This window comes from Streptomyces sp. NPDC030798 (assembly GCF_055572275.1).
In genome coordinates this window covers 101,778-120,245 of record NZ_JBVIDR010000006.1, presented here as the reverse complement: position 1 = coordinate 120,245, position 18,468 = coordinate 101,778, and the positions used below count along the sequence as shown (strand labels likewise).

The following is an 18,468-nucleotide window of genomic DNA, read 5'->3' as shown; positions in this document are numbered from 1 at the left end:
GTCGTGAGTGAAGTCGGTTCGGTACCTCGGTACCGCAGTGCGACTCGGCTCCGGGACAGGGCCGGTCGGATACAGCCGCTCCCGGGCGTGTGCACGCCCGAGGTTCACGGCACCGGGCGTGTGCGCTTGCAGCCCGGCCACACCCGCACTTCTCACGCCCCGTGGTGCGCCTCCCGGCGCACCCGGCGCGCTCCTCAGTCGTCACCCTCATTCCTGGAGTCCCGCGATGGCCACTCCCCTGTCCGACCCTTCCCTGTCCCCGCTCAAGACGATCGCCGTCGTCGGCCTCGGCACCATGGGCACCGGCATCACCGAGGTCCTCGCGAAGGCCGGCCGCGAGGTGATCGGCATCGACATCAGTGAGGCCCAGGCCGCGACGTCGCTCGCCGCCCTGGAGTCCGCCACCGCCCGCGCCGTGGAGCGCGGCCGGCTCACCGAGCAGGAGCGCGCCGGCGTCCTGGCCCGGGTCCGCGTCTCGACCGACCTCGCCGCGGCGGCCGACGCCGACCTGGTCATCGAGGTGGTCCCGGAGTCGTACGAGATCAAGCACCAGATCTTCCGCGAGCTGGACGGCATCGTCCGCCCCGAGACGATCCTGGCGACCGGCACCAACGCCCTCTCGGTCACCCGGCTCGCCGCCGACTCGGCCCGCCCCGAGCGCGTGCTCGGCCTGCACTTCTTCAACCCGGCGCCGGCGATGAAGCTGGTCGAGGTGGTCTCCTCGGTGCTGACCGCGCCGGGGGCCGTCGCCGCCGTCACGGACCTGGCGATCGAGCTGGGCAAGGAGCCGGTCGCGGTCGGCGACCGCCCCGGGTTCGTCGCGGACGGGCTGCTGTTCGGCTACCTCAACCAGGCCGCCGCGATGTACGAGGCCAAGTACGCCTCCCGCGAGGACATCGACGCGGCGATGCGGCTCGGCTGCGGCCTGCCCATGGGCCCGCTCGCGCTGCTGGACCTCATCGGCATCGACACCGCGCGGACCGTCCTGGACGCGATGTACGCCGAGTCCCGCGACCGGCTGCACGCCCCCGCCCCGATCCTGAAGCAGCTCAGCGAGGCGGGCCTGACCGGCCGCAAGTCCGGGCGCGGCTTCTACACCTACGAGGCGCCGGGCAGCGCCACGGTCGTCCCGGACGCCCTGACCCCGGCCGCGGGCGGTTCCGCGACGGCCGGACGCACGGTCCGCTCCGTCGGCGTCGCCGGCTCGGGCACCATGGCCTCCGGCATCGCCGAGGTCTTCGCCAAGGCCGGGTACGAGGTCGTCCTCGCCGCCCGCAGCGAGGAGAAGGCCCAGGCCGCCAAGGCCCGGATCGGCAAGTCCCTCGCCCGCTCCGTCGACAAGGGCCGGATGACCGCCGAGGCCGCCGCCCAGACCCTGGACCTGATCACCCCGGCGGGCTCCTACGACGCGTTCGCCGACGTCGACCTGGCCGTCGAGGCCATCGCCGAGGACCTGCAGATCAAGCGGCAGCTCTTCGAGGCGCTGGACAAGGTGTGCAAGCCGGGCGCGGTCCTGGCGACCACCACCTCCTCGCTGCCCGTGGTCGCCTGTGCCCGGGCCACCTCGCGTCCGCAGGACGTGATCGGCATGCACTTCTTCAACCCGGCGCCGGCGATGAAGCTGGTCGAGGTGGTCCGCACGGTGCTGACCGCCGACGACGTCCACGCGACGGTCCGCGAGGTGTGCGCCCGGATCAAGAAGCACGCCGTCGACTGCGGGGACCGCGCCGGCTTCATCGTGAACGCGCTGCTGTTCCCGTACCTGAACAACGCGATCAAGATGGTCGAGGAGCACTACGCGTCGCTGGACGACATCGACGCGGCGATGAAGCTGGGCGGCGGCTACCCGATGGGCCCCTTCGAGCTGCTGGACGTCGTCGGCCTGGACGTCTCGCTGGCCATCGAGCAGGTGCTGCACCGCGAGTTCCGCGACCCGGGCCTGGCCCCGGCGCCGCTGCTGGAGCACCTGGTGGCGGCGGGCTGCCTCGGCCGCAAGACCGGCCGCGGCTTCCGCGAGTATGCCCGCCGCTGACGGCGTCGGCGACTGGTTCCGGACTCAGCCGGACTGGGGCGGACTGCTCGACCCGGCGGGGCATCACGCCCCCGCCGGGCCGGGGTCGCCCCCGTCCCCCGGGGGCGGGGGAAACCCGGGACCTGCGCACCGAGCTGCGCACATGCAGTACGTTCGGGACATGTCCCAGCCCGCCAAGTCCTCCCGTACACCAGCCACGCCCGACGCGCCGGAAAGTGCCGCAGGCAGTCGCGCCGCCGCCCAGCGGCTGAAAATGCGCCGAGAACTGGCGGCCGCAGCGATGGAACTGTTCGCGACCAAGGGGTACGAGGCGACCACCGTCGACGAGATCGCGGCCGCGGCCGGGGTCGCGCGCCGCACCTTCTTCCGCCACTTCCGCTCCAAGGAAGAGGCGATCTTCCCGGACCACGACGACACGCTGATCCGCGCCGAGGCGGTGCTGAACGCCGCCCCCGCGCACGAACATCCGCTCGACACGGTGTGCCGCGGGATCAAGGAAGTCATGAAGATGTACGCGGCCCGGCCGGAGATCTCGGTCGCCCGCTACAAGCTGACGCGTGAGGTGCCCACCCTGCGGGAGGCCGAGATCGCCTCGGTGGCCCGCTACGAGCGCCTGTTCACCCGCTATCTGCTCGGCCACTTCGACGAGCACGCGCACGCAGACGACGCCAATGACGACCCGCTGCTGGCCGAGGTCGCCGCGTCCGCCGTCGTCACCGCCCACAACCACGTCCTCAGGCGCTGGCTGCGGGCCGGCGGCCAGGGGGACGTGGAGGCGCAGCTCGACCACGCCTTCGCGATCGTGCGCAAGACGTTCGGCACCGGCATCGGCGCCGGGCGCGGCACGGCTCCCCGGCCGGCCGCCTCCGCGCCCGCGGCGGCGTCCGTCGAGGGCGAGGTGCTGGTGACCGTGGCGCGCACCGACGCGCCCCTGGAAGAGGTCATGCGCACCATCGAACAGGCCCTCAAGGAGCGCTGAACCGCCCTTCCCCGCTGTGACAACGGCCACCCTCCGGGTGGCCGTTTTTGCATGTCAGCGCCCTTTTTGACCCGCCGAAAGAGGCCCATTCGATCGATCATCGCTCATCTGTCAAGTAAAGATTTCATCTGAGGGGAAGTTCTGGCACTCAGTGCCTTGCGGGGTGACACGCGGTGTCATACGTTGAGGGTGTCCGGGCTGTCCCCGCAGACCATCACCTGCGCGCCCGAACGCCTGCGTCACAGGCAACCTCCCGCGCCACCACGCGCTGCCGAAGCACCACCCGCCGAACCGACGGCACACCCTCGAAAACCCTCAGCAGCACTCATCGCAGCACCGACGAACCCTCAGCGCCCCTCCCTCAGGGCGCTCACCGCCGGAGGCAACACCGTGACCGTGAAGGACATCCTGGACGCGATCCAGTCGAAGGACGCCACGTCCGCCGACTTCGCCGCCCTGCCGCTCCCCGAGTCGTACCGCGCGATCACCGTGCACAAGGACGAGACGGAGATGTTCGCGGGCCTGCAGACCCGCGACAAGGACCCGCGCAAGTCGATCCACCTGGACGACGTGCCGCTGCCCGAGCTGGGCCCGGGCGAGGCCCTGGTGGCCGTCATGGCCTCTTCCGTCAACTACAACTCGGTGTGGACCTCGATCTTCGAGCCGCTGTCCACGTTCGGGTTCCTGGAGCGCTACGGCCGCACCAACGAGCTGGCCAAGCGCCACGACCTGCCGTACCACATCATCGGCTCCGACCTCGCGGGCGTCGTCCTGCGCACCGGCCCCGGCGTCAACGCCTGGAAGCCCGGTGACGAGGTCGTCGCCCACTGTCTCTCCGTCGAGCTGGAGTCCTCCGACGGCCACAACGACACGATGCTCGACCCCGAGCAGCGCATCTGGGGCTTCGAGACCAACTTCGGCGGTCTGGCGGAGATCGCGCTGGTGAAGTCCAACCAGCTCATGCCGAAGCCGGACCACCTGAGCTGGGAGGAGGCCGCGGCCCCGGGCCTGGTGAACTCCACCGCCTACCGCCAGCTGGTCTCCCGCAACGGCGCCGGCATGAAGCAGGGCGACAACGTCCTCATCTGGGGCGCGAGCGGCGGCCTCGGCAGCTACGCCACGCAGTTCGCGCTGGCCGGCGGCGCCAACCCGATCTGCGTCGTCTCCTCGCCGCAGAAGGCGGACATCTGCCGCTCGATGGGCGCCGAGGCGATCATCGACCGCAACGCCGAGGGCTACAAGTTCTGGAAGGACGAGCAGACCCAGGACCCGAAGGAGTGGAAGCGCTTCGGCAAGCGCATCCGCGAGCTGACCGGCGGCGAGGACATCGACATCGTCTTCGAGCACCCCGGCCGCGAGACCTTCGGCGCCTCGGTCTACGTCACCCGCAAGGGCGGCACCATCACCACCTGCGCCTCGACCTCGGGCTACATGCACGAGTACGACAACCGCTACCTGTGGATGTCGCTGAAGCGGATCATCGGCTCCCACTTCGCCAACTACCGCGAGGCCTGGGAGGCCAACCGCCTCATCGCCAAGGGCAAGATCCACCCGACGCTGTCGAAGGTGTACTCGCTCGAGGACACCGGCCAGGCGGCCTACGACGTCCACCGCAACCTGCACCAGGGCAAGGTCGGCGTGCTGTGCCTGGCCCCCGAGGAGGGCCTGGGCGTGCGCGACGAGGAGATGCGCGCCAAGCACATCGACGCCATCAACCGCTTCCGCAACGTCTGAGGACACCAGAGGTCATAGATGACTGAGCGTCAGAAGGACCGGCCGTGGCTCATGCGCACGTATGCCGGCCACTCCACGGCCGAGGCGTCCAACGAGCTGTACCGGCGCAACCTCGCCAAGGGCCAGACGGGTCTGTCGGTGGCGTTCGACCTGCCGACGCAGACCGGCTACGACCCCGACCACATCCTCGCCCGCGGCGAGGTCGGCCGGGTGGGCGTGCCCGTCTCGCACCTCGGTGACATGCGCCGGCTGTTCCAGGACATCCCCCTGGAGCAGATGAACACCTCGATGACGATCAACGCCACCGCCATGTGGCTGCTGGCGCTCTACCAGGTCGTCGCCGAGGAGCAGGGCGCGGACATCACCAAGCTCCAGGGCACGACCCAGAACGACATCGTCAAGGAGTACCTGTCCCGGGGCACCCATGTGTTCCCGCCGGGGCCGTCGCTCCGCCTGACGACGGACATGATCGCGTACACGGTCTCCCACATCCCGAAGTGGAACCCGATCAACATCTGCAGCTACCACCTGCAGGAGGCCGGGGCCACGCCGGTGCAGGAGATCGCGTACGCGATGTCCACCGCGATCGCCGTCCTCGACGCCGTGCGCGACTCCGGGCAGGTGCCGCAGGAGCGCATGGGGGACGTCGTCGCCCGCATCTCCTTCTTCGTCAACGCGGGCGTCCGCTTCATCGAGGAGATGTGCAAGATGCGTGCCTTCGGCCGCATCTGGGACCGGATCACGCGCGAGCGGTACGGCATCGAGAACCCCAAGCAGCGCCGCTTCCGCTACGGCGTCCAGGTCAACTCGCTCGGTCTGACCGAGGCGCAGCCGGAGAACAACGTCCAGCGCATCGTGCTGGAGATGCTCGCGGTGACGCTGTCGAAGGACGCACGCGCGCGTGCCGTCCAGCTGCCGGCCTGGAACGAGGCGCTCGGCCTGCCCCGCCCCTGGGACCAGCAGTGGAGCCTGCGCATCCAGCAGGTGCTCGCCTACGAGAGCGACCTGCTGGAGTACGAGGACATCTTCGAGGGCTCGAAGGTGATCGAGGCGAAGGTGGACCAGCTGGTCACGGACGCCCTCGCGGAGATCGACCGCATCCAGGAGATGGGCGGCGCGATGGCCGCCGTGGAGTCCGGCTACCTGAAGTCCCAGCTGGTCTCCTCGCACGCCGAGCGCCGGGCCCGGATCGAGTCCGGCGAGGAGAAGATCATCGGTGTCAACGCCTTCGAGGGCACCGAGCCGAACCCGCTGACGGCCGACCTGGACACCGCGATCATGACGGTCGACCCGGCGGTCGAGGCCCGCGTCATCGCCTCCCTGCAGAACTGGCGCGACACCCGCTACCAGCCGCCCTTCAACCACCCGCGCCCCTGCAAGGCGCTGGAGAAGCTGAAGGAGGCCGCCAAGGGCACCGACAACCTCATGGAGGCCACGCTGGAGTGCGCCCGCGCCGGTGTCACGACCGGCGAATGGGCCGGTGCCCTGCGCGAGGTGTTCGGCGAGTTCCGGGCGCCCACCGGGGTCTCCTCCGCGCCGGTGGCGGTCACCGCCGAGCCGGGCTCCGCGCTCGCCGAGGTCCGCGCCAAGGTGGACGCCACCGCCCGCGAGCTGGGCGTCGGCAAACTGCGCTTCCTGGTCGGCAAGCCCGGCCTGGACGGGCACTCCAACGGAGCCGAGCAGATCGCCGTCCGCGCGCGCGACGCCGGGTTCGAGGTGGTCTACCAGGGCATCCGGCTCACCCCGGAGCAGATCGTCGACGCGGCCCTCGCCGAGGACGTCCACGCCGTGGGCCTGTCGATCCTGTCGGGCTCGCACGCCCAGCTCGTGCCGGACGTGCTGGAACGACTCCGTGTGGCCGGTGCCACAGATATACCGGTGATCGCCGGTGGCATCATCCCGAATGGTGACGCCGAGCAGCTGAAGCAAGCCGGAGTGGCCGCCGTCTTCACCCCGAAGGACTTCGACATCACCGGAATCATCGGCCGCATCGTCGACGAGATCCGGAAAGCGAACAAGCTCGACCCTCTGGAGGTCCCCGCATGACCACGCCTGTCAACCGCCTTCGCCCCCGGCGCTCCTGCCTGGCGGTTCCGGGGTCGAACCCCCGGTTCCTGGAGAAGGCGCAGGGTCTCCCGGCGGACCAGGTCTTCCTGGACCTCGAGGACGCGTGCGCGCCGCTCGCCAAGCCCGAGGCGCGCCACACCATCGTCAAGTTCCTCAACGAGGGCGACTGGACCGGCAAGACCCGCGTGGTGCGCGTCAACGACTGGACGACCGAGTGGACGTACCGCGACGTCGTGACCGTGGTCGAGGGCGCCGGCCAGAACCTCGACTGCATCATGCTGCCGAAGGTGCAGACGGCCCAGCAGGTCGTCGCGCTGGACCTGCTGCTCACCCAGATCGAGAAGACGATGGGCTTCGAGGTCGGCAAGATCGGCATCGAGGCGCAGATCGAGAACGCGCAGGGCCTGAACAACGTCAACGAGATCGCGCAGGCCTCCCCGCGCGTGGAGACGATCATCTTCGGCCCGGCCGACTTCATGGCCTCCATCAACATGAAGTCCCTCGTCGTGGGCGAGCAGCCGCCCGGCTACCCGGCGGACGCCTACCACTACATCCTGATGAAGATCCTGATGGCCGCCCGCGCCAACAACCTCCAGGCGATCGACGGCCCCTACCTGCAGATCCGCAACGTCGAGGGCTACCGCGAGGTCGCCCGGCGCGCCGCCGCGCTCGGCTTCGACGGCAAGTGGGTGCTGCACCCGGGCCAGGTCGAGGCGTCCAACGAGATCTTCTCGCCCTCCCAGGAGGACTACGACCACGCCGAGCTGATCCTGGACGCGTACGACTACTACACGTCCGAGGCGGGCGGCAAGAAGGGCTCGGCGATGCTCGGCGACGAGATGATCGACGAGGCCAGCCGCAAGATGGCGCTGGTCATCTCGGGCAAGGGCCGCGCGGCCGGCATGCAGCGCACGTCGAAGTTCGAGATCCCGGAGGCCTGAGCGCGATGCAGTTCGGACGCACCTACGAGGAGTTCGAGGTCGGCGCGACGTACAAGCACTGGCCGGGCAAGACGGTCACGGAGTACGACGACCACCTGTTCTGTCTCCTCACCATGAACCACCACCCGCTCCACATGGACGTGAACTACGCCGAGAAGACGACGGACTTCGGCAAGAACGTCGTGGTGGGCAACTACATCTACTCGCTGCTGCTGGGCATGTCCGTCCCGGACATCTCCGGCAAGGCGATCGCCAACCTGGAGATCGAGTCGCTCAAGCACGTGGCGCCGACCTTCCACGGCGACACGATCTACGGCCAGACGACGGTGCTGGACAAGTGGCCGTCGAAGTCGAAGAACGACCGCGGGATCGTGTACGTCGAGACCAAGGGCTACAAGCAGGACGGCACCCTGGTGTGCGTCTTCCGCCGCAAGGTCATGGTGCCCACCGAGACGTACATCAAGGAGCGCGGCGGCGAGCAGCCGGGCCGCCCGGAACTCAAGCAGCAGGAGAAGTAGGCCATGGCCCGTCTCGCCCAGACCGCCGGTCTGACCGACGTCCAGCAGGAGATCCTCTCCACCGTCCGGGACTTTGTCGACAAGGAGATCATTCCTGTCGCGACCGAGCTGGAGCACCGCGACGAGTACCCGCAGCAGATCGTCGACGGGCTCAAGGAGCTCGGCCTGTTCGGTCTGATGATCCCCGAGGAGTACGGGGGCCTGGGCGAGTCGCTGCTCACCTACGCGCTGTGCGTGGAGGAGATCGCCCGCGGCTGGATGTCGGTGTCCGGCATCATCAACACGCACTTCATCGTGGCGTACATGCTCAAGCAGCACGGCACGCAGGAGCAGAAGGACCACTTCCTGCCGAGGATGGCGGCCGGCGACATCCGGGGCGCCTTCTCGATGTCGGAGCCGGGCCTGGGCTCGGACGTCTCGGCGATCACGTCGAAGGCGGTCAAGGACGGCGACGAGTACGTCCTGAACGGCCAGAAGATGTGGCTGACGAACGGCGGCACGTCGTCGCTGGTGGCCGTTCTCGTCCGCAGTGACGAAGGACACGCCGAGGGCACGGCGCCCCACAAGTCGATGACGACCTTCCTGGTGGAGAAGGAGCCGGGCTTCGGCGAGGTCCGCCCGGGCCTGACCATCCCCGGCAAGATCGAGAAGATGGGCTACAAGGGCGTCGACACGACCGAGCTCATCATGGACGGCCTGCGGATTCCCGCCGATCGGGTGCTCGGCGGGGTCACCGGCCGAGGTTTTTACCAAATGATGGACGGCGTGGAGGTCGGCCGGGTCAACGTGGCGGCGCGTGGCTGCGGCGTCGCTCAGCGTGCCTTCGAGCTCGGCGTCCAGTACGCCCAGCAGCGGCACACCTTCGGCAAGCCGATCGCCCAGCACCAGGCCATCCAGTTCAAGCTGGCCGAGATGGCCACCAAGGTGGAGGCCGCGCATGCCATGATGGTCAACGCGGCACGCAAGAAGGACTCCGGGGAGCGCAACGACCTGGAGGCCGGAATGGCGAAGTACCTGGCCTCCGAGTACTGCAAGGAGGTCGTGGAGGACGCCTTCCGGATCCACGGCGGCTACGGCTTCTCCAAGGAGTACGAGATCGAGCGCCTCTACCGCGAGGCCCCGATGCTGCTCATCGGTGAAGGTACCGCCGAGATCCAGAAAATGATCATCGGGCGCAGGCTGCTCGAAGAGTATCGGTTCCAGGGCTGATTGTCCGGATACGGGGTGTTTTCTTCGAGAAGAAGATCACACCCCGTAGGCGGTGTTCGGCCGCCGACTCGGCTGACTCGCTTGCCCAGTTGCGGCCCGCGCCCGGTACGATCCCGGGAAAGCCGCCGTCCCCCGTCAGAGCGCGGCATCATCCGCTACGAAGGTCATCCATGCCCCACAGCCAAACCTCTGCACACCGCGACAGCCTGGTAGGCGCACGCCTCGCGCGCGGAGCATCGCCGTGGCTTCTCCCGACCGTCGCCACCGCAGCCCTCAGCCTGGCCCGCGCCCGCCGCTCGGGCGTCGCCAAGGCCGTCGCCGTGCCCGCCACCGCGCTCGCGGCGGGCATGCTGTGGTTCTTCCGCGACCCCGAGCGCGAGATCGCCCCGGGCCGCGTCATCTCGCCCGCCGACGGTGTGGTGCAGAGCATCATGCCGTGGAAGGACGGCCGCACCCGCGTCGCGATCTTCATGAGCCCGCTGAACGTCCACGTCAACCGCGCGCCGCTGTCCGGCACGGTGACGTCGGTCGAGCACATCCCCGGCGGCTTCGTTCCTGCCTTCAACAAGGAGAGCGAGAACAACGAGCGCGTAGTCTGGCATTTCGACACCGAACTCGGCGACATCGAGATGATCCAGATCGCCGGCGCGGTGGCCCGCCGCATCGTGCCGTACCTCCCCGAGGGGACGAAGGTCGAGCAGGGTGACCGTATCGGTCTGATCCGCTTCGGCTCGCGTGTCGACCTCTACCTGCCCGAGGGCGTGGAGGTCGCGGTCGAGGTCGGACAGAAGACCGTGGCTGGGGTGACTCGCATTGACCGTGATTGATCCGGAGACCCAGGCGGGCTGGGTGCCCGAGGCCGACGAGGTGGACGAAGAGGAGGAGATGCCCCTCTCGCTGCGTCTGTCGATAGCGGACACCCTCACTCTGGGCAACGCCACCTGCGGCTTCATGGCGGTGTACTTCACCACCACCGGGATCCTGATCCCGCACCTCACCGGTGACCAGGAGACGGGCATGGCCCGCCACAGCGCGGCCACGGCCGTGATCCTGATGCTGTGCGCGGCGGTCTTCGACCTGTTCGACGGCCTGGTGGCGCGCAAGCTGCGCTCCTCGCCGATGGGCGCGGAGCTGGACAACCTGTCGGACCTGATCAGCTTCGGCCTGGCGCCCGCGTACTTCGTCCTCGTCTACGGCATGGTCGCGGACGACGCGCACCAGAGGGTGGCGGCGCTCGGGGCGATCGTGGTGCTGCTGGCCGTCGTGCTGAGACTCGCGCGGTTCAGCTGCGTGACGATGAAGGACGGCATGTTCCAGGGCATGCCCAGCCCCTTCGGGGCGCTGACGGTGGTCTCCATCGTGCTGCTGGAGCTGCCCTTCGTGGCGACGCTGCTGGCGATCCTCGGCACCGCGTGGCTGATGGTGAGCCGGGTGGAGTACCCGAAGCCCCGGGGGCGCCTCGCCGGCGCGATGCTCTCCTGGATCGTCCTGTCGATGGGGCTGCTGGCGGGCTGGGCCTTCGACGCGCCGAGCGGGCAGCTGCTGCTCCAGACGGGGTGCGCGCTGCAGCTCGTGATGGGCGCGGTGATTCCTCTGTTCGCCACGGCACGCCGGGTGAACAACTTCCGCGACAACCGCCGGGAGGCGCGTGCGGCGCAGTTGCCCTGACCACCGCGGACGGTTCACGGGTGTGGGGGGGGGGGGGGGGGGGGGGGGAGACCCCCCCCCCCCCCCCCCGCCCCCCCCCCTCCCCCCCCCCCCCAACCGGCGAAGAAACCCCCCTGTTGGGGGACGCGGGGGAAACACCTCCCGCAACAACTGGGGGGGGGGGTGTGCGGGGCGGTTGCCCGGACAACGGGGGGGGGTTAGGGGGTGTGTCCGGTTTTTTCCCCCCCGCCCCACACCCGTTTCCCGTGTCGGCCCCTCCCGCCGGCCGACGCCCCTTGAGCGGTCAACTAACTCTTCCGGGTGGGCAGTTGCAAGCCACTCGGCAGGGGAGGACGGTGGCATGAGAGGGATTTTTGATGGGGTTTCACCCCATTTGCCGATGGGAGGGCGATCATGTCCGCACCCTCGCTCCAGAAACACTGGGTGACACACCACTCGACCAATCCGGCGAACGCGAACACCGACGTCCAGCTGTTCGTCGGGGAGTACGACGGCACGCCTCCGGGCCAGGCCCCCAAGCCGGTGCTGATGCTCCACGGCAGAAGCGTGCCGGTGCTCGCGGGATACGACCTCGTGCTCGCCGGAGCGTCCGGGGACGACGCCGTCAAGTACAGCTGGGCCCAGCAGCTTGCCAAGCTGCACTACGACGTGTTCCTGATGGATCTCCAGGGCAACGGGCTGTCGCCCCGCCCCAAGATGGACGACCCGTGCAACGCCAATCCGGCCCAGCGGCAGGACGTCCTGGGCCCGCTCGCCGCCGCGTGCGGCATACCCCCGTACCCTCACGAGCTGGGCAACTCGGAGAGCGAACGCGACGAGCTGGCCATCGTGGTCAAGTTCATCCAGGGCAAGCACCCGAACACGAAGATCGACTTCATCGGCTGGTCCGCCGCGGGGCTGGTCATGGGACCGTATGTCCTGCAGAACCCCGACCAGGTCAGGAGCCTGCTGCTGCTCGCCCCGATCTACCCGCCCAAGGGACGGTGGTCGAAGGATCCCGCGAACCCGTTCGGCCGTCCACCGGAAATCACGGGCCTGCCCGTGACACCACCGCAGGCCGCCTTCGGCTTCCCGATGAATGTCACCAGCAAGACGGGCTTCACCCTCGCCTGGGACCGCGAGACCGCCAGCCCGCTGCAGCGCGACGCCGGCATGGCGGACCGGGTGTGGGCCGCCATGATGGACAACGACTCCGAGGGCAGCAAGTGGGGTCCCCTGCTGGCTTCGGGCAGCCACGAGGGCGTCCTCAGGTACAGGAACAACTACTGGTGGGGCTGGAACGACCAGACCGTGCCGCACCAGGACACCGCCGGCACTCCCGTACTGGGGGAACGGGTGCCCGTCGCCCTCGTCCACGGCGCACTCGACAGGACGGCCAACACCCCGGCGACCCTCCCCGTGCCGGACGTCCTGCGCTTCTCCGTCCCGGCCCTGTACGCGGCCGTGCCAGGGACGAAGAAGCTGATGTTCCAGCTGGCCGACGCGAGTCACTCCCTGGTCTGGGAGCGCGCCGCACAGACACTGCACCACATCACGAGCGACTGGCTCAACGACAACAGGGTGTACGGCCGGACGAACGGCAGCTACTACCGGGCCACGGACGGCGACCTGATCCCGCTGGAGTAGGCCCTCGCCGGGCCGCCCTCAGCCCAGGAGGTCGCGCCCGATCCGCTCGGCGACCCGCTCCAGGATGGGCCCCGCGTCGGCGATGCACTTCGCCACGTCGGGCTCGGCCTCCGTCAGCGGGTACGCCCGGTGGATCCCGGCCCGGGCCAGCGCCTCGTGCGGCAGGGCGAGCCGCCCGCAGACGGCGACGACCTCCTTGCCGGCCGCCCGAGCCGCCGCAGCGACCCCCGCCGGCGCCTTCCCGTGCAGCGTCTGCTCGTCCAGCGAGCCCTCCCCGGTGATCACCAGGGAGGCCCGCTCCAGCGCGGGCGCGAATCCGAGGACGTCCAGCATGACCTCGATACCGGCCCGGAACCGGGCGCCCAGCAGCAGCGCGCCGTAGCCGATGCCACCCGCCGCTCCGGCCCCCGGCGCCCCCGCGTGCTCCGCGGCCCGTGGCCCGACCTCGGCCTCCAGCACCTTGGCGAAATGGGCGAGCGCGGCGTCCAGCGTGGCGACGTCGTCCGGCGACGCGCCCTTCTGCGGCCCGTACACGGCGGGCGCGCCCTTCGGTCCGGTCAGCGGATTGTCGACATCGCTGGCGAGCACCAGCTCCACCGAGGACAGCCGCGGGTCCAGCCCCGACAGGTCGGCCCGGGCCAGCTCCGCCAGCCCGCCGCCGCCCGGCGGCACCGGCTCCCCGGCCTCGTCGAGGAACCGCGCGCCCAGCGCGGACAGCATCCCGGCGCCGCCGTCCGTCGTCGCGCTGCCGCCGACGCCGAACACGATCGTCCGCGCCCCCGCGTCCAGCGCGGCCCGCAGCAGTTCGCCGGATCCGTACGTGGACGCCGTCAGCGGCGCGAAGACGCCGGCCGGGAGCCGCTGCAGCCCGCTCGCCTCGGCCATCTCGACGACCGCCGTGTCGCCGCGCAGCGCGAACGCGGCCGTGACCTCCTGACCGAGCGGTCCGGCGACCCGGACCTCCCGGCGCTCGAAGCCGGCCGCGACGGCCGCGGCCACGGTGCCGTCGCCGCCGTCGGCCACGGGCAGCGCCTCGACCTCGAGGGAGGGTACGACCCGGCGCAGCCCCGCCGTCACCCGCTCGGCGACCTGCACGGCCGTCAGCGAGCCCTTGAACTTGTCCGCGGCGATGAGCACGCGCTGTGTCACCTTGTGTCCCCTTGCTCTCCGGGCCCCGCGCACGTCAGGGCCAGTCGCGCCGCTGTGACCCTAACCTCACCGCACCCCCGTCGTCATGCCCCGCCCGCACTCTGGGAACGCGCTGGGAGCCGGCTGGGGAAAACGGGTAGATCCGAGCCATGAGCACGCACCCCACCGGGCCCGGCCTCGCCGACCGCATCCACGGCGGCTGGCTGGGCCGCATCGCCGGCAACATGCTCGGCAAACCCGTGGAGCAGGGCGAGGTGTGGACCCGCGAGCGCATCGACGGCTATCTGCGCAGGGCCGGTGCGCTCCCCCTCACCGACTATCTGCCCGAGCCCGCCGACGAGACCGACGGCGCCGTCCTGCGCCCGGAGTGGCGCCTGTGCGTGCGCGGCCGGATCCACGGCAGCTGCCGCGACGACGACGTGGACTACGCGATCCTCAACCTGCACCTGCTGGAGACCCACGGTTTCGGCTTCAGCACCGAGCAGGTCGGTGACCTGTGGCTGCTCGGGCTGCCGTATCTGCAGACGTTCACGGCGGAGCGGGTGGCGTACCGGAACCTCGCCAACGGCCTGAAGCCGCCCCTGACCGCGACGTACGACAACCCGTACCAGGAGTGGATCGGCGCGCTGATCCGCGCCGACGTCTACGGTTGGACGTGCCCGGGTGACCCGCGTACCGCGGCGGCGCTGGCCCGCCGGGACGCTGTGCTGTCGCACACCGGCAACGGCGTGTACGGCGCGATGTTCGCGGCGGCGCTGATCGCGGCCGCTTTCACCGCGCCGGCCGTGCGGGACGCCCTGGAGACCGCGCTCGGGGTGATCCCGCCGAGCAGCCGTCTGTCCCGTACGGTGCGCCGTGTGGTGTCCCTGCACGAGGCCGGCCTGGCCTGGGAGGAGACCCTGGCGACCATGGCGCAGGAGACGGCCGGGCTGGGCTGGATCCACACGATCCCGAACGCGGCCGTGCTCACCGCCGGTCTTCTGTACGGCGACGGCGACTTCGGTCGGACCATCGCCCTCACCGTCCGCGGGGGCCTGGACACCGACTCCAACGGCGCGACGGCGGGCTCGGTGGCCGGCGTCCTCACCGGCGCCGCGGCGATCCCGCCCCAGTGGACGGAACCGCTGCAGGACACGGTCCGGAGCGCGGTGTTCGGCTTCGACGGGGTGCGGATCAGTGCGCTGGCCGAACGCACCCTGCGCCTGGCGACGAGCCGGCCGTAGCCGCACGGCGCCTGGTTACCCTTCCCCAATGACCACCACTGACGCCTACGCCACGTACATCGCGAGTCTCCCCCGGGTTCTCGCCGGTGCCGCCATGCTCTTCCGGGACGCCACCGGGCGCGTACTGCTCGTCGAGCCCAACTACCGCGAGGGCTGGGCGCTTCCGGGCGGCACGATCGAGTCGGACGACGGCGAGACGCCGCGCCAGGGCGCGCGCCGGGAGACCCTGGAGGAGATCGGCCTGGACCGGGAGCCGGGCCGGCTGCTGGCGGTGGACTGGGTGCACGGCACCGGCCGGCCACCGCTGGTGGCGTACCTGTACGACGGCGGTGTCCTCACCGAGGACGAACTGCGGGCCGTCCGCCTCCAGGAGGAGGAGCTGCTGTCCTGGCGCCTGGTTCCCCTCGAGGACCTCCCCGGCCATCTCCCCGGCGCCCTCGGCCGCCGCGTGCAGGCCGCGCTGGACGTCCTGGCGCACGGCACGAGCACGGCGGAGCTGGAGAACGGCCACCGGGTCGCCTGACCGCGGTGACTCAGCCCTCGGGGTCCCGCGGCTTGGCGTCCACCTCACGCAGCGCGTCGTCGCGGGCGGCGACCCGGGCCTCGGTGCGGTGGCCGCGCTCGATGTAGTCGCGTACCACGAGTTCCACGGCGTCCTGCGGGTTGCCGACCCCCGCGAGCACCATGACTTCTACGACGAGCTGGGCGTCGAGCGAGACAGTCACCTTGGCCATGCCCGGACCGTAACAGCCCGCCGCCCGTCACCGACACCACTCGGGTCCGGGCGAGACCGACGACGCCCAAGGCGACGCAAGGAACGCACTGCGCTGATGACCGGACCTCCCACGTGAACGACGACCGCGGCTGCCTCCGCCTGGTCCTCGCCGTACCACTCGCTCTGCTGACCCTCGTCGCCGGGTACTTCTGTTGGACGGCACTGACCATCCGTCCGTCAGGACCCTGGGATGACGACGCGTCCGCAGGCATCGTTCTGTCGTGCGTTCTCACCATCGGGGCTGCCGGTGCAGCGCCATCGCGGTTGGGCCATGGTGCGGGCGCCGGCGTGGGCGAGTGGAAATCCGTTCGCGGTGCCCGCGCCGCCCGCCTACCCTCGGTGCCATGGCCAAGCCCCTCGTCGCCGTCCTCAGTGGCGCAGGCATCTCCACGGACTCCGGCATCCCCGACTACCGCGGGCCCAACGGGCTGTGGCGGCGGGACCCGGAGGCCGAGAAGCTGGTGACGTACGAGTACTACATGGGCGATCCGGAGATCCGGCGCAGGTCGTGGCAGATGCGGCGCGGCAACAGGGCGCTGAAGGCCGAGCCGAACGCGGCGCACCGGGCCGTCGCCGAGCTGGAGCGGTCCGGCATCCCGGTGCGGGTGATCACGCAGAACGTGGACGGGCTGCACCAGTTGGCCGGGCTGCCCGCCCGCAAGGTGCTGGAGCTGCACGGCAGCGCGCGCAGCGTGGTGTGCACGAAGTGCCATGCCCGGGGGCCGATGGAGGACGCCCTGGCGCGGGTGGAGGCAGGCGAGGAGGATCCGCCGTGCCTGGAGTGCGGCGGGATCCTGAAGTCGGCCACCGTGATGTTCGGCGAGCGGCTGGACCCGGTGGTTCTCGGCGAGGCCCTGGCGATCAGCAAGGCGTGCACGGTGTTCCTGGCCGTCGGCAGCAGCCTGCAGGTGCAGCCCGCCGCCGGTCTGGTGGGGGTCGCCGCCGACCACGGCGCCCGGCTCATCATCGTCAACGCCGAGCCGACGCCGTACGACGACCTCGCGCAGGAGGTCGTCCGCGAGCCCATCGGCACCGCACTGCCCGCGTTGCTGCGCCGGCTGAGTGCCGAGAGCGACCGGCTATAGCGAGGCGGTCTCCGTCCTGGACAGGGCGAGCACGCCGAGGACGATGAGCGCGATCCCGCACACCAGGGGCAGCAGCCACCAGCCGGCCCGCACGTGTTCCTCGTAGACCAGGACGCCGAGCAGGAAGCTCACCGTGGCGTCGCCGAGGGTGAGGGCCGGCTGGGAGGCGATCAGGGGGCCGCCCTGCAGGGCGTGTTCCAGGAGGAGCATGGCGCACACGCCGCTCGCGCCGAAGGCGTAGGTCTGCCAGGAGGTGAGGAACCCGGCGAGGCCGTCGTCGCCCAGGATGTGCACGGCCGTCTTCATCAGGCCGGCCGTGAGCGCGAAGCAGATCGCAGTGGCCGTGCCGAGACAGGCGGCGCGGAATCTGCCCGGCGGTCGCCTCAGACCCAGGGCGGTCAGGGCGACGACCACCCCGGAACAGGCGGCCAGTACCGGGAGCCAGCGGTCGATGGAGATGTGCGTGCGGTTGCCGGCGGGCGCCGCGGACAGCAGCGCCAGCCCCAGCCCCGCGACGACGACGAACAGCCTCAGCAACAGCGCGGCGGACGGCCGGCGGCGTTGCGCGACCGCGGCGAGCAGCAGGGCCAGGGGCAGTTCCAGCACGAACAGCGGCTGGACCAGCGACAGCGGTCCCGTCGCCAGCGCGGCCGCCTGGCACGCACCGGCCACGATCACCGTCGCCACCCCGGCCACCCAGACCGGCCGCCGGAGGAGATCGAGGATCAGTCCCGGGCGGAACCCCTGGGACTGCGGGACGCTCTGCGCGGCCCGGCGTTGCAGCACGGTGGCGAGCGCGTTGCTGAGCGCGGCCAGGAGCGCGAACAAGGTCGGCAGAACGATCGCCATGCCCACATTCTTCGCGTATCCGCTCTCCGCCTGCCAGGCCGACACGGCCCACCGGACCTGGGCGGGGGCCGGGGGCGGGGGCGGGGGCGGGCCGGTCAGAAGAGGGCCGTGCCCCGCTCGAAGTCGAGCAGGCGCTGCTTGCGCTCCAGGCCGCCGCCGTACCCGGTGAGGCTGCCGTCGGAGCCGATCACGCGGTGGCAGGGGACGATGATGCCGACCGGGTTGCGGCCGTTGGCGAGCCCGACCGCGCGAGAGGCACCGGGGCTGCCGAGGGCGCCGGCGAGCCGGCCGTAGGTGCGCGTCTCGCCGTAGGGGATCCGGGTGAGCTGCTCCCAGACCCTGCGCTGGAACGGCGTTCCGCGGAGCCCGAGTCGGACGGTGAACTGCGTCAACTCGCCGTCGAAGTACGCCGAGAGCTGTTCCTCGGTCTCGGCGAAGACGGGCAGGGTGTCGTCGCGCGGGCCGAAGGTCTCCTCGCCGGGGCGGTGCCGCTGCGCGGGCATGTACAGCCCGCACAGCGCGCCGTCGTCGTCGGCGACGAGGGTGAGCGGCCCGTACGGGCTGTCGATCACGGTGTGGCGTGTCATCGGTGTCATCGGAGTCATCGGAGTTC

17 protein-coding genes are annotated in these 18,468 nt (G+C 70.6%); 13 read left to right on the top strand and 4 right to left on the bottom strand.

Annotated features, from left to right (window positions below):
* Positions 1-226 precede the first annotated feature (226 nt).
* The 10 genes from ACZ404_RS15735 to ACZ404_RS15690 all read left to right on the top strand — a co-directional run bounded on the left by ACZ404_RS15735 (position 227) and on the right by ACZ404_RS15690 (position 12,774).
* Positions 227-2,032 carry a 3-hydroxyacyl-CoA dehydrogenase family protein gene (locus ACZ404_RS15735; RefSeq protein WP_468440024.1) on the top strand — a complete coding sequence of 602 codons (1,806 nt, stop codon included), beginning with the start codon at positions 227-229 and terminating at the stop codon, positions 2,030-2,032.
* 160 nt (positions 2,033-2,192) lie between these two features.
* Entirely contained in the window at positions 2,193-3,011 is an 819-nt protein-coding gene (locus ACZ404_RS15730; protein ID WP_468440022.1) for a TetR family transcriptional regulator, read from the top strand.
* A gap of 396 nt (positions 3,012-3,407) precedes the next feature.
* Positions 3,408-4,745 carry a crotonyl-CoA carboxylase/reductase gene (ccrA, locus tag ACZ404_RS15725; protein WP_468440581.1) on the top strand — a complete coding sequence of 446 codons (1,338 nt, stop codon included), beginning with the start codon at positions 3,408-3,410 and terminating at the stop codon, positions 4,743-4,745.
* An 18-nt stretch (positions 4,746-4,763) separates the two neighbouring features.
* Positions 4,764-6,791: a protein meaA gene (locus ACZ404_RS15720; RefSeq protein ID WP_468440020.1), complete on the top strand. Its 2,028-nt coding sequence runs from the start codon at positions 4,764-4,766 to the stop codon at positions 6,789-6,791.
* Positions 6,788-7,753: an HpcH/HpaI aldolase/citrate lyase family protein gene (locus ACZ404_RS15715; protein ID WP_468440018.1), complete on the top strand. Its 966-nt coding sequence runs from the start codon at positions 6,788-6,790 to the stop codon at positions 7,751-7,753. Before ACZ404_RS15720 ends, ACZ404_RS15715 begins: the two co-directional genes overlap by 4 nt.
* Before the next feature lie 5 nt (positions 7,754-7,758).
* A complete protein-coding gene (locus tag ACZ404_RS15710) occupies positions 7,759-8,271 on the top strand; it encodes a MaoC family dehydratase (RefSeq protein WP_100829131.1) in 513 nt (170 codons plus the stop codon).
* A 3-nt stretch (positions 8,272-8,274) separates the two neighbouring features.
* Positions 8,275-9,480, top strand: a complete 1,206-nt coding sequence (locus ACZ404_RS15705; protein WP_468440016.1) for an acyl-CoA dehydrogenase family protein — start codon at positions 8,275-8,277, stop codon at positions 9,478-9,480.
* Between the two features lie 170 nt (positions 9,481-9,650).
* On the top strand, positions 9,651-10,307 hold the full coding sequence (locus tag ACZ404_RS15700) for a phosphatidylserine decarboxylase (RefSeq protein WP_468440014.1): 657 nt from the start codon (positions 9,651-9,653) through the stop codon (positions 10,305-10,307).
* A 22-nt stretch (positions 10,308-10,329) separates the two neighbouring features.
* On the top strand, positions 10,330-11,148 hold the full coding sequence (gene pssA / locus ACZ404_RS15695) for a CDP-diacylglycerol--serine O-phosphatidyltransferase (RefSeq protein WP_468440579.1): 819 nt from the start codon (positions 10,330-10,332) through the stop codon (positions 11,146-11,148).
* A 393-nt stretch (positions 11,149-11,541) separates the two neighbouring features.
* Positions 11,542-12,774 carry an alpha/beta fold hydrolase gene (locus tag ACZ404_RS15690; protein WP_468440012.1) on the top strand — a complete coding sequence of 411 codons (1,233 nt, stop codon included), beginning with the start codon at positions 11,542-11,544 and terminating at the stop codon, positions 12,772-12,774.
* Positions 12,775-12,792: 18 nt separating this feature from the next.
* On the opposite strand, the gene ACZ404_RS15685 is transcribed toward ACZ404_RS15690, so the two are convergent.
* Positions 12,793-13,911, bottom strand: coding sequence for a glycerate kinase (locus ACZ404_RS15685; protein WP_468440577.1), 1,119 nt, complete (start codon positions 13,909-13,911; stop codon positions 12,793-12,795).
* 161 nt (positions 13,912-14,072) lie between these two features.
* Here ACZ404_RS15685 and ACZ404_RS15680 point away from each other — a divergent pair, with 161 nt between their 5' ends.
* Positions 14,073-15,146, top strand: a complete 1,074-nt coding sequence (locus tag ACZ404_RS15680; protein WP_468440010.1) for an ADP-ribosylglycohydrolase family protein — start codon at positions 14,073-14,075, stop codon at positions 15,144-15,146.
* Between the two features lie 28 nt (positions 15,147-15,174).
* The gene (locus tag ACZ404_RS15675) at positions 15,175-15,669 is read left to right on the top strand and encodes an NUDIX domain-containing protein (protein ID WP_468440008.1); all 495 of its coding nucleotides are present in this window, start codon (positions 15,175-15,177) and stop codon (positions 15,667-15,669) included.
* Positions 15,670-15,679: 10 nt separating this feature from the next.
* Here ACZ404_RS15675 and ACZ404_RS15670 read toward each other — a convergent pair whose 3' ends face one another.
* Positions 15,680-15,880 carry a type II toxin-antitoxin system VapB family antitoxin gene (locus ACZ404_RS15670; RefSeq protein WP_093473416.1) on the bottom strand — a complete coding sequence of 67 codons (201 nt, stop codon included), beginning with the start codon at positions 15,878-15,880 and terminating at the stop codon, positions 15,680-15,682.
* A 385-nt stretch (positions 15,881-16,265) separates the two neighbouring features.
* On the opposite strand from ACZ404_RS15670, the gene ACZ404_RS15665 reads away from it, so the two are divergent.
* A complete protein-coding gene (locus tag ACZ404_RS15665) occupies positions 16,266-17,006 on the top strand; it encodes an SIR2 family NAD-dependent protein deacylase (RefSeq protein WP_468440006.1) in 741 nt (246 codons plus the stop codon).
* On the opposite strand, the gene ACZ404_RS15660 is transcribed toward ACZ404_RS15665, so the two are convergent.
* Both ACZ404_RS15660 and ACZ404_RS15655 read right to left on the bottom strand, forming a co-directional pair.
* Complete coding sequence (locus ACZ404_RS15660) at positions 17,001-17,855, bottom strand: DMT family transporter (RefSeq protein ID WP_468440004.1); 855 nt, start codon at positions 17,853-17,855, stop codon at positions 17,001-17,003. The genes ACZ404_RS15665 and ACZ404_RS15660 overlap by 6 nt on opposite strands.
* Positions 17,856-17,950: 95 nt before the next feature.
* Positions 17,951-18,442, bottom strand: coding sequence for a methylated-DNA--[protein]-cysteine S-methyltransferase (locus ACZ404_RS15655; protein WP_468440002.1), 492 nt, complete (start codon positions 18,440-18,442; stop codon positions 17,951-17,953).
* Between the last annotated feature and the right edge of the window lie 26 nt (positions 18,443-18,468).

Coding starts and splice junctions, on each gene's coding strand:
- ACZ404_RS15735 (WP_468440024.1), top strand. CDS start 227: ATGGCCACTCCCCTGTCCGACCCTTCCCTGTCCCCGCTCAAGACGATC.
- ACZ404_RS15730 (WP_468440022.1), top strand. CDS start 2,193: ATGTCCCAGCCCGCCAAGTCCTCCCGTACACCAGCCACGCCCGACGCG.
- ACZ404_RS15720 (WP_468440020.1), top strand. CDS start 4,764: ATGACTGAGCGTCAGAAGGACCGGCCGTGGCTCATGCGCACGTATGCC.
- ACZ404_RS15715 (WP_468440018.1), top strand. CDS start 6,788: ATGACCACGCCTGTCAACCGCCTTCGCCCCCGGCGCTCCTGCCTGGCG.
- ACZ404_RS15710 (WP_100829131.1), top strand. CDS start 7,759: ATGCAGTTCGGACGCACCTACGAGGAGTTCGAGGTCGGCGCGACGTAC.
- ACZ404_RS15705 (WP_468440016.1), top strand. CDS start 8,275: ATGGCCCGTCTCGCCCAGACCGCCGGTCTGACCGACGTCCAGCAGGAG.
- ACZ404_RS15700 (WP_468440014.1), top strand. CDS start 9,651: ATGCCCCACAGCCAAACCTCTGCACACCGCGACAGCCTGGTAGGCGCA.
- ACZ404_RS15690 (WP_468440012.1), top strand. CDS start 11,542: ATGTCCGCACCCTCGCTCCAGAAACACTGGGTGACACACCACTCGACC.
- ACZ404_RS15680 (WP_468440010.1), top strand. CDS start 14,073: ATGAGCACGCACCCCACCGGGCCCGGCCTCGCCGACCGCATCCACGGC.
- ACZ404_RS15675 (WP_468440008.1), top strand. CDS start 15,175: ATGACCACCACTGACGCCTACGCCACGTACATCGCGAGTCTCCCCCGG.
- ACZ404_RS15670 (WP_093473416.1), bottom strand. CDS start 15,880: ATGGCCAAGGTGACTGTCTCGCTCGACGCCCAGCTCGTCGTAGAAGTC.
- ACZ404_RS15665 (WP_468440006.1), top strand. CDS start 16,266: ATGGCCAAGCCCCTCGTCGCCGTCCTCAGTGGCGCAGGCATCTCCACG.
- ACZ404_RS15660 (WP_468440004.1), bottom strand. CDS start 17,855: ATGGCGATCGTTCTGCCGACCTTGTTCGCGCTCCTGGCCGCGCTCAGC.
- ACZ404_RS15655 (WP_468440002.1), bottom strand. CDS start 18,442: ATGACACGCCACACCGTGATCGACAGCCCGTACGGGCCGCTCACCCTC.